A 14,470-nucleotide genomic window follows, 5' to 3' on the forward strand; every position below is an offset into this window, starting at 1 on the left:
TTATATATGCTTGAATACAACGAAACCCTAGAGCAAGCTCGCCAACGCAATATTCATGATGCGCTCATGGAAGATATTGGCACCGGTGATTGGACTGCTAAGCTTGTTCCCAGTAAACCTGTTAAAGCTCAGTTAATCGTTCGCCAAGAAGCCGTTCTTTGTGGTGTGGATTGGTTTGAAGGCACATTGAAGAATCTTGATCCCAACTCCAAAGTAACTTGGCATTACCTAGAGGGTGACATGATGAAGCCCGATACCAAGGTTTGCGATATTGAAGCTGACTCACAAGCACTCCTATCTGCCGAACGTACCTGTATTAACTTCTTGCAAACGCTTTCTTGGACAGCCAGCATAACGCGTCAGCACGTTGATGCAATTGCGGGCGCTAGCCCGAATCCAAAGGGCTGCGCGGTATTGGATACACGTAAAACCGTTCCGGGATTACGTCAGGCTCAGAAGTATGCAGTGCTCGTTGGTGGCGGGAAAAATCAACGTTTAGCACTGTGGCACGGCATTTTGATTAAAGAGAATCATATTGCTGCTGCTGGCAGTGTTACGGCAGCCTTAAAGAATGCTCAAGCACTTAATGCTGGAGTGGATATTCAGATTGAAGTAGAAAACTTTGCCGAACTTGAAGAAGCTTTAGCTGCGGGTGCGAAAAGTATTTTGATTGATAACTTCAATACCGATCAAATGAAGCAAGCTGTTGCCATTACTGATGGGCGTGCTTTGCTAGAAGCCTCTGGTGGTATCAACCTAGATCAAATGCGCGCTATTGCATCTACTGGTGTTGATCGCATCTCTCTTGGAAAACTCACCAAGGATGTGAATGCGGTTGATTTCTCGATGCGCATTTTGTAGCAATTTGGTTATACCAATAGCACTTGAATGCCCTTAGTTTCAATTAGCTGAAGTAGCTTGGCAGCGGCACCACTAGGGTGCTTTCCAGAACCTGTCGACTCCCATTTTTGAACTGTAGAGACACTTACATTTAGTAGTGAGGCAAAAATGGATTGACTCATTCTTGCTTGATGAATGCGTATATCCGTCACTTTTTTAGGTGTAAATAATGGTGGCTTTTCTAAGCAAAGGGTCTTCATTTTTGCATAATCATGCTTAGTTAAAAGACCGTGCTCCTCCAATGCCTGCGCCATTTCTAATAGCTCGTCAAGCACCCTTCTATCTTCAGATTTTAATTTTTTACTCATTGCAATTTAGCTCCTTCAATATCCCAGCCCTAACTAGTACCCGCAATCTATTTTTATCTGCCTTTTCGAATGACTTAGCAATAATCGTTGCCGCCTCTTGCTCCACATTACTAAAGTCAGAGCCGGGATAACTCTTTTCCCTGCCAACGATAAAAATAATTGCTTCCTTGTTTTTCTTGGCAACAATAGTGCGAATGCCCCCGCTTTTGCCCTGACCTGGAAGTGGGATTCTCTTTTTACATACCCCACCACCTAAGTCAGCCTCATAAACTCCTCGCTCAATCTCTCTAGCAGCATTACAAAGTTCTATAGCTCCAATAATTTTTCTTGCCCAACGATCGAATGTTTTTGTTTTTAAGACTATTTTCATAGTCGATATTTTAATGTATAGCACTCAGTGCTATAACATTGTATCCGACAATGAATTAGGGTTGCAAGTAGCCGGCTTTTATAGAAGAATTCCGTGCAAATCTATAGAGTTAAATCACACAAGCTATGCGCGTCATGTGAGAAGCCTGGTATCTACAACGCGAGAGGGAAGATGAAAAACAAAACTACAAGCCCCTATGATGTGGCAGAACATTTGCGCACACCCCAGGAGATGGCCCTCTATCTTCAAGCATGCATTGAGGAATCAAATGGAGATGTTGAATTTATAGCAAGGGTATTGGACGATATAGCTAGAGCCCAAGACGCAACCCTGGAACCCAATGGGCCACGGCGTCCTGGGATTTAATACATTTATTACGCTTGCGAGCAATCGCGCTAAATTACCCTTCCCTACCCTTATATATAACCTGCTTCTCCAGCGCATTACGAATAAATTCAATATTGCTTCGCAGGCTATAGCATTCAGCAGTGGCTAGCTTTGCTGCTTTTGATCGGAGTATTCTGCGCTCCATCTCATTAAGTACCTCAATATATTCACCACGACGATCTGGGTCAAAGCTTTCAATCGTAGTTTTCTCGAATTTATCGAGCTCTTTATAGATTGAGTTAATTTGCTTCTTAGCAAGATTGGTTCTGTAAGTAGGAATTGATTTAATAACGGGATAAGCAAACGCAGCAAACGGGAGCAAGAGGAAGAACATGCGCTCTAAGAACTCCGCAAGCCAGAATGGCAAATACTTCATTAAGGTAGGGGTACCCTTTTCATAGAAAAATTTAGCCTCCTCACTTAAAGGGGCCTCAGTGTTCATGTAAGCAGGGAATTCCCCGGTTTTAGCAAAATAGGATTTGTTACCGTTGATTTCTCGCGCAGCCTCTAGAAATAAAACTTGGATCGCCGGGTGTAGGCGGTTATCAATTAAGAGATTGGTCGTAGTCGAAATCAGCTCAATTGGATGATCCGGGATATTTTTCCCGAGATCAAAGCCGCCCATAGGCACTGATACCTCCTCGAAATACGGCAATAAACGGGTATAGGCGTCTGCACGCGTAAATGAAGCTAACTTAATGCCTGGATTTTTAATGAGTCTTTGCACGTTTGGTGAATCAAAACCATCTACCAAAATCACTGCATCAATTTCGCCACGCTCCAAAGCACTAACACCTTCAGCATTCCCAAGACTAAGTAAATTAGGGGCATCGCTTTTTAAGCCATTGAGTTTAAATATTCCAAGAGCCTGCGTACGTGTTCCACTCCCCACCGGGCCGATATTGATTTTTAGCTTAGCAATATCTCTATCAGATACGTGAATACTTTCGTTAAAGGCATTCTTACGATAGAACATCCATACTGGTTCATAGTCAACACTACCGAGGGATTCCACACCAGAAAGATTGTCTACAGCAATCATTCCACCCTGAACAAGGGCTGCTTGGATTGGATCTTTTCGATCAATGAGATGTTGAAGATTTTCTTTAGAGCCGTGGGTCTCTACTAATTCAAGTTCAATACCTTTTTTCTCAAAATAGCTCCTATATTTTTCACCCAATACTTTGTAGGAGCCGCCGGTACCAGTTGCCATTAATACTTTATTGGGTGGCGCAGGCTTTGCAAACCAAACTAGAATAAATAGAGCAAGAATTAATAAGAAAACAAGTGGCCAGACCTCTCTTAAAGCGCTAACCCAATTTTTGATCTCATCAACTGCCGTTTGATAAACCGCAGAGATATGTTCGCTGACTTCTTCTTTAAAACTGGCCATGTCATTCCTCGTGATATGGGGCTAGCTTATCACCAAAAAACGGGGCTTTATAGCTTTGAAGGCCTAGGAGGCAGAATCCGTCTCAGCACCCTCTGCTTGAGGAGTCAGGATGGTTGGGTAAGAGACAGCCCAAGTACCGGGGTAGTCACGGCTGTAATGGAGACCACGACTTTCCCTACGCATTAATGCCGAGCGTACGATCAGCTCTGCGCATTCCAATAGATTTCTGAGCTCAATGAGATCGCGCGTAACCTTAAAGTTAGCGTAATACTCCTGCACCTCATAACGGAGAAGCTTAATTCGATGTAGGGCTCGCTCCAAGCGTCGATTGGTTCTGACAATACCTACGTAATTCCACATCAAAGAACGTAGCTCATCCCAGTTGTGGGCAATGACCACTTGCTCATCCGCATCCTCAACTTGGCTCTCGTCCCACAATGGGAGAGCCGGCATCACTGGGGTCTTCAGATTGGAGATATCTTCTGCAGCAGCCTTGCCAATGACGACGCACTCCAACAATGAGTTGCTTGCCAAGCGATTCGCCCCGTGTAAGCCGGTGTAAGTTGCCTCACCTACTGCATAGAGTCCTGGCAAATCAGTACGCCCCTTGAGATCAGTCACTACACCACCACAGGTGTAGTGCGCAGCAGGGACAACTGGAATCGGTTCTTTGGTGATATCTAGACCAAGACTTAAGCAGCGCGCATAAATCATCGGAAAATGCTCTTTAATAAATGCTTCGCCTAAATGTGTGGCATCGAGATGGACATAGTCTAAGCCGTGCTTTTTCATTTCAAAGTCAATAGCACGGGCAACGATATCGCGCGGCGCTAATTCGTGGCGATCATCGTGGTCAGGCATGAAGCGTGTGCCATCAGGCAGTTTGAGCAGACCACCCTCACCGCGCATGGCTTCGGTAATCAGGAATGTACGGTCACTTGGGTGATACAGACATGTCGGATGAAATTGAATAAATTCCATATTGCCTACTCGGCAACCTGCGCGCCAAGCCATAGCAATGCCATCGCCTGTAGCGGTATCGGGGTTGCTGGTGTAGCGATAAACCTTGCCTACGCCGCCAGTAGCTAAAACCACTGACTTGGCTTCGATTGTTTCTACGCGATTATTTTTAATATCAAGTGCATATACACCGTAACAACGATTAGGCTTAGTGCGCTGGGTCTTGGCATCGAGCTGACGATTGGTGATGAGATCAAGTGCGATCCAATGCTCCAAGATCTGAATATTTTTATGGGATTTAGCTTTATCTAACAGCACTTCATGAATTGCCTTACCCGTGGCATCAGCAGCATGAGCAATACGACGATGACTATGACCACCTTCGCGGGTTAAATGCAAACCCATTGGGCCAGCTTCATCAGTTGTGAATGGGACACCTTGCTCTACCAACCAACGTATCGCATCAGCGCTTTCTTCGGCGATATAGCGTGCTGTGGATTCAACCACAAGCCCTGCACCGGCATCTAAGGTGTCAGCTACATGCGAATCGATACTGTCATGCTCTTTGTCGACCACCCCAACAATACCGCCCTGGGCCCAAGCTGTAGCAGCTTCACCTAAGCCCCGTTTAGCCATCAAAATCACCGGCTGAGATTCAGCCATATGGAGGGCAACAGTCAATCCGGCTAATCCGGCCCCAATAATGAGGACGGGAAGTTCTGCTTTATCGCTGGTGTTTGAGGAAGGTTTTGAACTGGCCATACTTCATTCTAAAGCGCATTAGGAATCTTGTTCTCACATGACTTTAAATGAGTCCATAGCAACCAAAAAAACTGCGAAGATATCAAGCAAAACAAGGTGCACATATGCCTAAGACGCTACCAAAACTCTTTACCTATGGGCTTCATCTCCAGCCATGCCTCATCCTCTTTAGAGCGCTTTTCCCCTGGATTCCAATTAGCCAGCAATTCTTCTAACTTATATTGAGGCTGCTTTGCTGGCCTTGGCTCTGAAAGTGATGCCAATGAGTCAGCAATGAAGGATGTAGGTAAGTCGGGATTATCAATCGCTCCCCGCCCTAACTTTACCCAAAATTCAATTTGAGCCGCAATAGTTCGGCGTTCTTTTCTAGCCTCAACCTTTGCTGCCTCATATAAATCATCATTAATTTTGACTGATCTGCTCATGATTTCCCCCGTAAAGCCTTTTTACTACAAAAGCAGTACTGCTGAAAACAAGGTCTTTAAACAAAATGGCTCCCATCTGGGAGCCATTTTGTGAATTGCCAAATCCTAATTAAACGTTAGACATTACCTTAGATCCACCTGGGGCATTCGTGCCATAGCCCATGATCTTGGATGCTTCACCGCCCTTAGCAAGCTTCACAGCGCAATACTTAAACTCTGGAATCTTGCCAAATGGATCTAGTGCTGAATTGGTAATCAAGTTAGCAGCAGCCTCATAGTAGGCAAACGGAATAAAGATTACGCCTCTCGGTGTGCCATCATCTCTTCTCACGTGGATACCGACTTCACCACGACGAGACTGAACGGTAATCACATCGCCAGCAGAAACGCCTAGCTGGGTCATATCTTCACCATTCATTGATACGGTTGCCATTGGCTCAATCGCATCCAGCACTGTGGCACGACGCGTCATACTGCCGGTATGCCAATGCTCTAACTGACGACCAGTAATCAATACAAATGGATATTCAGCATCAGGACGCTCATTCGCCGGAATGATATCGGCTGGCACTAACTTCACTCGCCCATCTTTGGTATCAAACTTGTCATTAAAGACAATTGGGCGACCTGGATCTTCGGCAGACAAGCATGGATAAGTAACGCTAGATTCTTTTTCTAAGCGCTCCCAGGTTATGCCGTTGATCGCGCCGTGCATTGCCTGACGCATTTCGTCATAAACCTCAGCAACACCGGCATCAGGACCTTGGTAATTCCAGTTCAAGCCCATGCCTTTAGCGATTTGCTGAATAATCCACAAGTCAGGTTTTGCATCACCCGGAGGATTAATGGCTTTCTTACCCATCTGAACCATACGGTCAGTATTGCTAGCGGTGCCAACCTTCTCAGGCCAAGCACTTGCAGGCAAGACAACATCGGCAAGCAATGCTGTCTCTGTCATGAAGATGTCTTGTACAACTAAGTGTTCAAGAGCCGCTAATGCATGACGCGCATGATTTAAATCCGGATCACTCATCGCAGGGTTTTCACCTTCGACAAACATGCCCCGAATCTTGTCTGGATCAGAATCAGGTGCAGTGATCTTATGCATGATCTCCACCACGGTATAGCCAGGTTTTTTATCTAATGGCGTACCCCAGAACCTCTCAAACCAAGCATGCGCTTCTGGATTATCAACACGCTGATAGTTCGGGAACATCATCGGAATCAAACCAGCATCACTAGCGCCCTGCACGTTATTTTGACCACGCAATGGATGCAAGCCCGATCCAGGCTTACCGATTTGGCCAGTAATACTTACAAGAGCAATTAAGCAACGTGCATTGTCTGTACCGTGCACGTGTTGACTTACGCCCATGCCCCATAAAATCATGGCTGATTTGGTGGTAGCAAACTCTCTCGCCACTTCACGCAAGGTTTCTGCTGGGATACCACAGATTGGCGCCATTGCTTCAGGGCTATAACCTTTGATGTTTTCTTTTAAGGCTTCAAAGTTATTCGAGCGATTTTGAATAAAGTCCTTATCAACCAAGCCTTCTTCAATAATCGTATAGATCATGGCATTGAGCATCGCTACATCAGTGTCTGGCTTAAATTGCATCGTGCGCCATGCATGCTTACTGATTTCAGTCGCACGTGGATCACACAAGACAATTTTGGCGCCACGTTTAGCGGCATTCTTAAACCAGGTAGCAGCAACTGGGTGGTTTGCAGTTGGATTGGAACCAATCAAGAAAATTAAGCTGGAATGCTCAACATCATTAACCTGATTACTTACCGCACCAGAGCCAACACCTTCGAGAAGCGCTGCCACAGAGGATGCATGGCAAAGACGTGTGCAATGGTCTACGTTATTGCTACCAAAGCCGGTACGAACCAACTTTTGGAAGAGATAAGCCTCTTCATTACTGCCTTTGGCAGAACCAAAGCCCGCCAATACTTTTAAGCCATGTTGATCTTTTAATTTCTTAAGGCCTCCAGCAGCAAACTCCAAAGCCTCTTCCCAGCTAGCTTCACGGAAGATGTCTGACCAGTCTTGCTTGCCTTCAAGGATGGACTCATCCTTTGGAACGCCCGCTTTACGAATTAATGGCTTGGTTAAACGCTGCGGGTTATGGATGTAATCCATGCCAAAACGACCTTTGACGCAAAGGCGATTGTGATTGGCTGGGCCATCACGACCTTCAACGCTGACGATCTTTTCATCCTTAACGTTATAAGTGATTTGACAACCGACGCCACAGAACGGGCAAACAGAATCGACTTTACGATCCACTGTCTGTGAACCAATCAAACCTTTAGGCATCAATGCACCAGTTGGGCAAGCCTGTACACATTCGCCACAGGCAACGCAAGTACTGTCGCCCATTGGATCATTTAAGTCGAATACGATCTCACTATGACCGCCACGCATGGCGTAACCGATTACATCATTAACTTGCTCTTCACGACAAGCGCGTACACAGCGATTACATTGAATACACGCATCCAAATTCACAGCCATCGCTGGATGGGAAATATCACTACTAACTTTTTCGCGACGTAATGCTTTGAGTTCCGGACGAACAGTCACATCCATGCGGGCAGCCCAAGTACTCAGCTCACCATGCTGGTTCTGTTGCTCTTCTTCTTTGCTATCGCCAACCCACTTAAAGCCTTCATCAGGCATATCGGAGAGCAACATCTCCAGAACCAGCTTCTGGCTCTTAACAGCACGCTCGCTATTAGCCTTCACTTCCATTCCTGGAGTAGCACTTCTACAGCAGCTTGGCGATAATGTACGCTCGCCATTAATTTCCACTACGCATGCACGGCAGTTACCGTCAGGACGGTAACCATCTTTAAAGCATAGATGTGGAATATCAATACCGTGTCGTTTGGCAGCCTTGAGAATCGTTTCGCCTTCGTATGAAACGATCGTTTTGCCATCGAGCTTGAACTCAACGGTTTGTAATTCGAGTTCTTTTGGATTTGTTGGTGCGTTCATGTTTGTCTCGTTATTCCCTGAATTTTTATTAAGGTACTTCCTTATTGAACTTCTTCAGGGAAATATTTATGAATACAACGGATAGGATTTGGTGCGGCTTGACCTAGACCACAAATAGAAGCATCCACCATCACTGTGGCTAAGTCCTCTAAGGTTTCTTGATCCCAAGATTTAGCCTGCATCAACTTAGCCGCTTTACCCGTTCCTACTCGGCAAGGCGTACACTGACCACAGCTCTCATGCTCAAAGAAATGCATCACGTTCAACGCCATATCACGCGCTTTGTCTTTGTCACTAAACACCATGACTGCAGCAGAACCGATGAAGCAACCATAAGGCTGCAAAGTATCAAAGTCGAGTGGGATGTCATTCATGGTCGCAGGCAAAATACCGCCGGATGCGCCACCAGGCAAATAGCCGTAGAACTTGTGGCCATCTTGCATGCCCCCACAGTACTCATCAATCAATTCTTGAATAGTAATTCCCGCTGGGGCCAACTTCACACCAGGTTTGTTAACGCGCCCGCTCACGCTAAAGCTACGTAAGCCCTTGCGATCGTGGCGACCGAATGAACTAAACCACTCAGGCCCACGCTGAACAATATCGCGCACCCAGTACAGCGTCTCAAAGTTGTGCTCGAGCGTTGGGCGTCCAAACAAACCGACTTGTGCAATATATGGAGGGCGCATCCGTGGCTCACCACGTTTACCTTCGATACTTTCAATCATGGCGGATTCTTCACCGCAAATATAAGCACCAGCACCACGACGCAATTCAATATTCGGCAATGCAAAGGGCGGATTAGCTTTGAGTTTTGTTAATTCAGCCTCAAGCAACTCACGGCAGCCGTGATACTCATCACGCAAATAAATATAACAAGCATCAATACCAACCACGCTGGCTGCAATTAACAGGCCTTCTAAGAAGCGATGTGGATCGCGCTCTAAGTAAGTGCGATCTTTAAATGTTCCTGGTTCACCTTCGTCGATGTTCACTGCCATCAATTTAGGTGCTACTTGATCTTTCACAATGCGCCATTTGCGACCCGCCGGGAATCCTGCACCGCCTAAGCCACGTAAGCCAGAGCTTTCCATTGCCTTGATGATGCTTTCAGCGTCCTTCTTGCCTTCGAAAATTTCTTTAGCCAAAGCGTAACCGCCTTGAGCACGATAAGGCTCGTAACCAACATAGTCAGGAGAAACAGCCTGCATCTCACCCTGAGGAGAAACGCCCTGCTCCGCCAAAGCAGCAGGATCAAAGACGGCATCGTCTTTAGCCATTGGCTGAGTGGTCAGCTTGTTATTAACAGCAGCCTGTACTTTGTCTGTCGTTGCAAACAGAACTGGATATTGATGAACTACTGCTACTGGGGCTTGCTCGCAACGTCCCACGCAAGGAGCTGCGGCGACTTTGATATTTGGATTACCTAAGATACTTGGCAACTTGGCCAATAGATTTTGTGCCCCCGCCAATTCACAGGCAATACCATCACAAACGCGAATAAGGATGTCTGCTACCGGATCGTTTCCACGCACTACTTCAAAGTGATGATAGAAAGTAGCTACTTCATATACTTCTGCCATCGGCAGATTCATTTCCTTAGCAAGCGCGACTAAATGACGATCATGCAAAGCACGATACTCATCATTAAGCTTGTGAAGATTTTCAATTAATAGATCACGACGATGTGGCGCATTACCAATGAGTTGGCGAACTTCATCAACTGAAACGTCGTCTGCTTGACGCCCCTTCAACTTACTCTTACGGCGAATGGTTTCCCTCAAATCATCTGCGGTTGCAACGGCAACTGCTTTGACTTCTCCAGAAGGCTTTGGATGATTCATAGTTCGTAGTCTCTAATTTTCTATTTATTGCTATTTTGTGCTCAGCACCAATGCAGAGCGTTGTCACACTTTGCCCATCAAAAAAACCTTGCCAATCCAAATACTTGGCTAGTTATGATTACGCAAAGTAACGCATTATTTTGGGTTATTTATACCCCTAAGTCCTTGACGGCGCTCAAGGACTTATATAAAGGGTTTACCCTACTAAAGGAGGGATGGTGAAGGCTGGTCACCAGGAGGCAGGGAGTAGTCCAACTTACGCTCATAGAGCCTATCCTTGTAGCAATCTTGGTAACCCTTACTACCAATTTGCCAGCCAATCGAAGTACAGTCGTCCTGGGCTGCTGATTCAATGGAGCCGCAACCCACTAGGCCAAGGCTAGCAATCAATGAGGCGACAGAAATAATGCGCAATTTTGTTGAATTCATGGCCTCAAGTCTACTTGATTCTGATCTCAACATCGAGAGGTATACCCTCTTTTCCTACCTCTACAGTCTTCACATCTCCCAGCTGAACACGGTCCTTTAGGCTTGGATCAGCCTTAACCATGAAGCCGTAGGCCGTCTTCGCCCTACTTTTTGCCAATTCCTGAAGCTCGACATCAGTGATCTCTATCCCAGAAATCAACTCCTCATGCAGTTGCTCATTGCGCTTCTCGCCATCTGGAAGAGTCAAAAGACGTTGACCAAGCTTGATGCGCCCTATGTATTGGGCATATGCCGCCTTCAGGCCTGACTGTACTTTCGGGTCTGTAAATGATGGAGTGGGCACTGGTTCGCCAGGTGCCAACTTAAATCCGGCATCTTGCAAAATGGCGCTATCTGCCTTAGCTCTTGCAAGCTCTTTCTTATCCAGCACAGGATCATAAGTACCAATGATCTCTAAGCTCGAGTTCGGACGCTTCACCAAATACTCGCCAAATTTTTCCAGGCGATCTTGATCAGCAACCAGGAAGACTGCTTCTCCAGGCACAGCATTTACACCCTCTTCGCCACCCATTCCTAAAATAGATGCAAGAGCTCTAAATGGTGCTGTTGCTACGTTTGTTAGAACATTACTAATGGCCTGCCAAACCAAACCACTGGCACTAAATTCTGGGGAGTCGACATTACCTGCGATGCGAACCGTTACGTCAATCGTGTCATCAGAGTCTTCTAATAAAGCAATTGCTAAGCCTAGCGGTAATTTTTTGCCAGTAAAGTCCGGCACCTCATTACCCAGCACCACCTTCTTAATAATGATCTGATTACTTCCATTGAGTTCGCCATCATTGGCTTTGTAATTGAGATTGAGGTTTAGTCGTCCACTGGTAATTTGATAGCCTGCGAATGTCATCACTGCTGGATTGAAGGCGGTCAGCGGAAGGTTTCTAAAACTCATCAAGATGTCATGATTGCGTCGTGGATCATCAAATGATGCTTGACCCTTTACTCGCATACCTCCCGAGCCAGCAACAACACCATCCATCGCCACAGTGGCAAATCGACCAGGAGTATTGCTAACCCCCAAAAGAGTGGCATTGAACCTCTTCACATCCACCTTGAAATTAGGACGCATCGCCATATCTGAAAAGTACACTTCGCCATTTTTCAGAAGAGTGGATCGAATATCTAAATTGAATGTGGAGAGAGTGCTTACCTTAGACCCAGCTACAGGCTCGGACTTTAATTCTATTGTTGGCCTGGCAAATAACCTTCTAAAGTTTGAGAACCCTTCTTCATTAATTTCAAATTGCAGGGTTGGCGCATCAATGGCCAACTCATCTATTGAGAGGCTATTGTTGGAACCCTGTTTTGACTTAACGGATTGATATTCAAACTGACGAATATCCGCCATCTTCCAAACAATCAGAGGATTTTTTTGACCCTTCTCCAGTATTGCTAAGTCTGAAATATGAATATCGCCCGCAACTGAATCAGTCTCACCGCCTATTTTCACAGTTAGATCGGCTTTCATCAAGCCACTGGTACCGATGAGCTCTTTATTAGCTGGCAATAGAGCGACGATTGGCGAGGTTGCAAGACTGTGAATTTCTAACTTGCCATTAACTGACTTCGAGCCGGTATTGAAATCCCAGCGTGATCGTATCTCACCCTCATCCAACCTCAAGTTGAGCTGCGCGCCTAAGTTACCTGGCTGAGGATTATCCAATCCACCTGTAATAGCAACATGGCGATACGCAATAGTTTTATTGATTCCAGGTATGAAGAACTGCAAGGCACCAAGATTAAAGTCGTATTGACCACGGACCCCGGTTACCAAACCATTCTTATCGTAATTGGCTACATCAAGCAACCTCATAGTAAACGGGTTGAGTGATTCTTTTAATTTGCTCGAATCATCCACCAAACTTAGAGAAGCTGAACTGACGATAATTTCATCGATCGATATTTTGAGAGGCTTCTTGAATTCTTTGGGATCTGAAGGGGGTATCGCCTTTTCAACGGCGGCAATCAATTCCTGCCAATTCCAGGACCCTGCGTGTATGCCCTTAGGTAGATTCTTCTCGACCAACACCTTAGGTTCTTCCAGCAAAACCTCATCAAAGCCCAGCTCTCCTATAACCAACTTTGTCCACTTGAGGGTAATTGCCAGCTTTTTAAATTCCAGTAATTTAGAACCACCCTCTTTTGCCAAGTGAAGGCCATCAAGCTCCACCCTTAGCCGCAATGGAGAAAGACTGAGGTCTTGATAGGAGATCTCATAACCAATCTTGTTGCCATATTCAGTTAGGGACTTTTTAATCAAGCCAGGCAGCAACAAATGGCTTCCCAACCAGAATAAGGCGGCTATCAGAATAAAAAGTCCCGCCAAACGCAAAGACCATCGCTTTATTTGGGAGTTTGTGAGGGAAAGCATCTACTTGTCTTTATAGGTCAATATCAGTAACAATGAAAATGAACGCAGAATAATAAATATACCCCCCTCAGGAGACCCATGAAAACATTCCTCAAAAAACTGGCCTTATCTGTTGTGTGCCTTGCCGCTCTATCGATCGGTGGTGTTGCTATTGCCCAAAACTCTGATGGCTTTACCGATCTGATTGATGGCGTAAGTTTGAGTGGGTGGAACATTATTGGGAGCGCCAACTGGGTCATTGGTAATGGTATTGTCGAAGGCAATAAGCCCAATGGTTTTTTAGTCAGCACTAAGACTTACAAAAACTTTGTCATCAAGGCTGAGTTTTATGCTGAGTCCAATACGAATAGCGGCATTTTCATTCGCTGCCAAGACCCTAACAAGGTGAGTCAATCCACTTGTTATGAAATCAATATTTGGGATACCCGCCCCGAACAAGCGTACGCAACCGGCGCTATTGTGGATGTTGCTAAAGTTGACCCGGTACCTAAGGCCGGTGGACGCTGGAACACCATGGAGATTATTGCAAATGGTCCCAATTTTAAGGTCATGATGAATGGCGTTGTGACAGTGGCTAATGGTCAGGATAGCAAATATTCTGAAGGCCCTATTGCCCTGCAATCTGCTGGTGGCGTCATTAAATTTAAGAAGTTGCAAATAAAGCCTCTATAAGCTTTGACGCCCAAATAAATCAAAAGCCGCTGACAAGCGGCTTTTTTAATTCTCTCGAGATCAAGCGTCTTACGCTGGCGGAAAGCCTGCTTTTTGCTCCCACATATTATTAAATACATTAATGATGGGCTTTTCATAAACACCTGCCTTGGTATAGGGCTCATCCTTTAACCAAGCTTCCACATCTGCCCTGCTAGGAAAGTCGATTGCGAGCAAGCTACCAACTGTAGTCTTACCGTCATCAGAAGTCATCGGTCCAGCAAAAGCCATGCGGTCAGAAAGTTGCGCCAAGTAAGCGCGATGCTCTGGTCGAATTTGTACACGCAAGTCAGCAGTACCAGGCTTATCCATCAACAAAATTGCAAAGATCATGTTTTCTCCATCTTTTAATTGGTTTTATTTTTAAATCTTAATTAGCAAGATATTACGGTAAGTTCCAAAGAAAAAACCACCCGAATGAACTGACCCCCAAAAGTTGGACAGTTTAGTTAGGTTAGCACGAGGGATTGAGTTCGGTATTGCACCGGGCTTAATCCCTTTAGTTTTTGTTTGATCCGATCATGGTTGTAGTAGTGGATATATTCC

13 protein-coding genes are annotated in these 14,470 nt (G+C 45.6%); 2 read left to right on the forward strand and 11 right to left on the reverse strand.

The window, feature by feature from the left end; translation table 11 throughout:
* Positions 1-6 precede the first annotated feature (6 nt).
* Positions 7-861: a carboxylating nicotinate-nucleotide diphosphorylase gene (gene nadC / locus ICN40_RS09265; protein ID WP_216243595.1), complete on the forward strand. Its 855-nt coding sequence runs from the start codon at positions 7-9 to the stop codon at positions 859-861.
* Between the two features lie 8 nt (positions 862-869).
* Here nadC and ICN40_RS09270 read toward each other — a convergent pair whose 3' ends face one another.
* The 9 genes from ICN40_RS09270 to ICN40_RS09310 form a co-directional block, all read right to left on the reverse strand.
* The gene (locus tag ICN40_RS09270) at positions 870-1,208 is read right to left on the reverse strand and encodes a DNA-binding transcriptional regulator (protein WP_076024163.1); all 339 of its coding nucleotides are present in this window, start codon (positions 1,206-1,208) and stop codon (positions 870-872) included.
* Positions 1,201-1,578 carry a type II toxin-antitoxin system RelE/ParE family toxin gene (locus tag ICN40_RS09275; protein WP_216243596.1) on the reverse strand — a complete coding sequence of 126 codons (378 nt, stop codon included), beginning with the start codon at positions 1,576-1,578 and terminating at the stop codon, positions 1,201-1,203. Before ICN40_RS09275 ends, ICN40_RS09270 begins: the two co-directional genes overlap by 8 nt.
* Before the next feature lie 400 nt (positions 1,579-1,978).
* Entirely contained in the window at positions 1,979-3,358 is a 1,380-nt protein-coding gene (locus ICN40_RS09280; RefSeq protein ID WP_216243598.1) for a TAXI family TRAP transporter solute-binding subunit, read from the reverse strand.
* Positions 3,359-3,421: 63 nt separating this feature from the next.
* A complete protein-coding gene (gene nadB, locus ICN40_RS09285; RefSeq protein ID WP_216243600.1) occupies positions 3,422-5,080 on the reverse strand; it encodes an L-aspartate oxidase in 1,659 nt (552 codons plus the stop codon).
* 116 nt (positions 5,081-5,196) lie between these two features.
* The gene (locus tag ICN40_RS09290) at positions 5,197-5,505 is read right to left on the reverse strand and encodes a hypothetical protein (RefSeq protein WP_216243602.1); all 309 of its coding nucleotides are present in this window, start codon (positions 5,503-5,505) and stop codon (positions 5,197-5,199) included.
* Between the two features lie 109 nt (positions 5,506-5,614).
* Positions 5,615-8,509, reverse strand: a complete 2,895-nt coding sequence (gene fdhF, locus ICN40_RS09295; protein WP_216243605.1) for a formate dehydrogenase subunit alpha — start codon at positions 8,507-8,509, stop codon at positions 5,615-5,617.
* A 41-nt stretch (positions 8,510-8,550) separates the two neighbouring features.
* On the reverse strand, positions 8,551-10,353 hold the full coding sequence (locus ICN40_RS09300) for an NAD(P)H-dependent oxidoreductase subunit E (RefSeq protein WP_216243607.1): 1,803 nt from the start codon (positions 10,351-10,353) through the stop codon (positions 8,551-8,553).
* A gap of 204 nt (positions 10,354-10,557) precedes the next feature.
* The gene (locus ICN40_RS09305) at positions 10,558-10,782 is read right to left on the reverse strand and encodes a hypothetical protein (protein WP_215319989.1); all 225 of its coding nucleotides are present in this window, start codon (positions 10,780-10,782) and stop codon (positions 10,558-10,560) included.
* A gap of 10 nt (positions 10,783-10,792) precedes the next feature.
* Complete coding sequence (locus tag ICN40_RS09310) at positions 10,793-13,213, reverse strand: DUF748 domain-containing protein (protein ID WP_216243609.1); 2,421 nt, start codon at positions 13,211-13,213, stop codon at positions 10,793-10,795.
* Positions 13,214-13,291: 78 nt separating this feature from the next.
* Here ICN40_RS09310 and ICN40_RS09315 point away from each other — a divergent pair, with 78 nt between their 5' ends.
* On the forward strand, positions 13,292-13,885 hold the full coding sequence (locus tag ICN40_RS09315) for a DUF1080 domain-containing protein (protein WP_216243611.1): 594 nt from the start codon (positions 13,292-13,294) through the stop codon (positions 13,883-13,885).
* Between the two features lie 69 nt (positions 13,886-13,954).
* On the opposite strand, the gene ICN40_RS09320 is transcribed toward ICN40_RS09315, so the two are convergent.
* A complete protein-coding gene (locus ICN40_RS09320; protein ID WP_216191969.1) occupies positions 13,955-14,257 on the reverse strand; it encodes a YciI family protein in 303 nt (100 codons plus the stop codon).
* Between the two features lie 116 nt (positions 14,258-14,373).
* On the reverse strand, positions 14,374-14,470 hold a 97-nt coding region (locus ICN40_RS09325; RefSeq protein ID WP_216123889.1), incomplete at its 5' end, for an IS3 family transposase.

It is taken from the genome of Polynucleobacter sp. Fuers-14, assembly GCF_018882045.1.
Lineage (GTDB): Bacteria > Pseudomonadota > Gammaproteobacteria > Burkholderiales > Burkholderiaceae > Polynucleobacter.

What these genes read in the sequence shown, in the direction of transcription:
- nadC (WP_216243595.1), top strand. Translation starts at nt 7, where the DNA reads ATGCTTGAATACAACGAAACCCTAGAGCAAGCTCGCCAACGCAATATT.
- ICN40_RS09270 (WP_076024163.1), bottom strand. Translation starts at nt 1,208, where the DNA reads ATGAGTAAAAAATTAAAATCTGAAGATAGAAGGGTGCTTGACGAGCTA.
- ICN40_RS09275 (WP_216243596.1), bottom strand. Translation starts at nt 1,578, where the DNA reads ATGAAAATAGTCTTAAAAACAAAAACATTCGATCGTTGGGCAAGAAAA.
- ICN40_RS09280 (WP_216243598.1), bottom strand. Translation starts at nt 3,358, where the DNA reads ATGGCCAGTTTTAAAGAAGAAGTCAGCGAACATATCTCTGCGGTTTAT.
- nadB (WP_216243600.1), bottom strand. Translation starts at nt 5,080, where the DNA reads ATGGCCAGTTCAAAACCTTCCTCAAACACCAGCGATAAAGCAGAACTT.
- ICN40_RS09290 (WP_216243602.1), bottom strand. Translation starts at nt 5,505, where the DNA reads ATGAGCAGATCAGTCAAAATTAATGATGATTTATATGAGGCAGCAAAG.
- fdhF (WP_216243605.1), bottom strand. Translation starts at nt 8,509, where the DNA reads ATGAACGCACCAACAAATCCAAAAGAACTCGAATTACAAACCGTTGAG.
- ICN40_RS09300 (WP_216243607.1), bottom strand. Translation starts at nt 10,353, where the DNA reads ATGAATCATCCAAAGCCTTCTGGAGAAGTCAAAGCAGTTGCCGTTGCA.
- ICN40_RS09305 (WP_215319989.1), bottom strand. Translation starts at nt 10,782, where the DNA reads ATGAATTCAACAAAATTGCGCATTATTTCTGTCGCCTCATTGATTGCT.
- ICN40_RS09310 (WP_216243609.1), bottom strand. Translation starts at nt 13,213, where the DNA reads ATGCTTTCCCTCACAAACTCCCAAATAAAGCGATGGTCTTTGCGTTTG.
- ICN40_RS09315 (WP_216243611.1), top strand. Translation starts at nt 13,292, where the DNA reads ATGAAAACATTCCTCAAAAAACTGGCCTTATCTGTTGTGTGCCTTGCC.
- ICN40_RS09320 (WP_216191969.1), bottom strand. Translation starts at nt 14,257, where the DNA reads ATGATCTTTGCAATTTTGTTGATGGATAAGCCTGGTACTGCTGACTTG.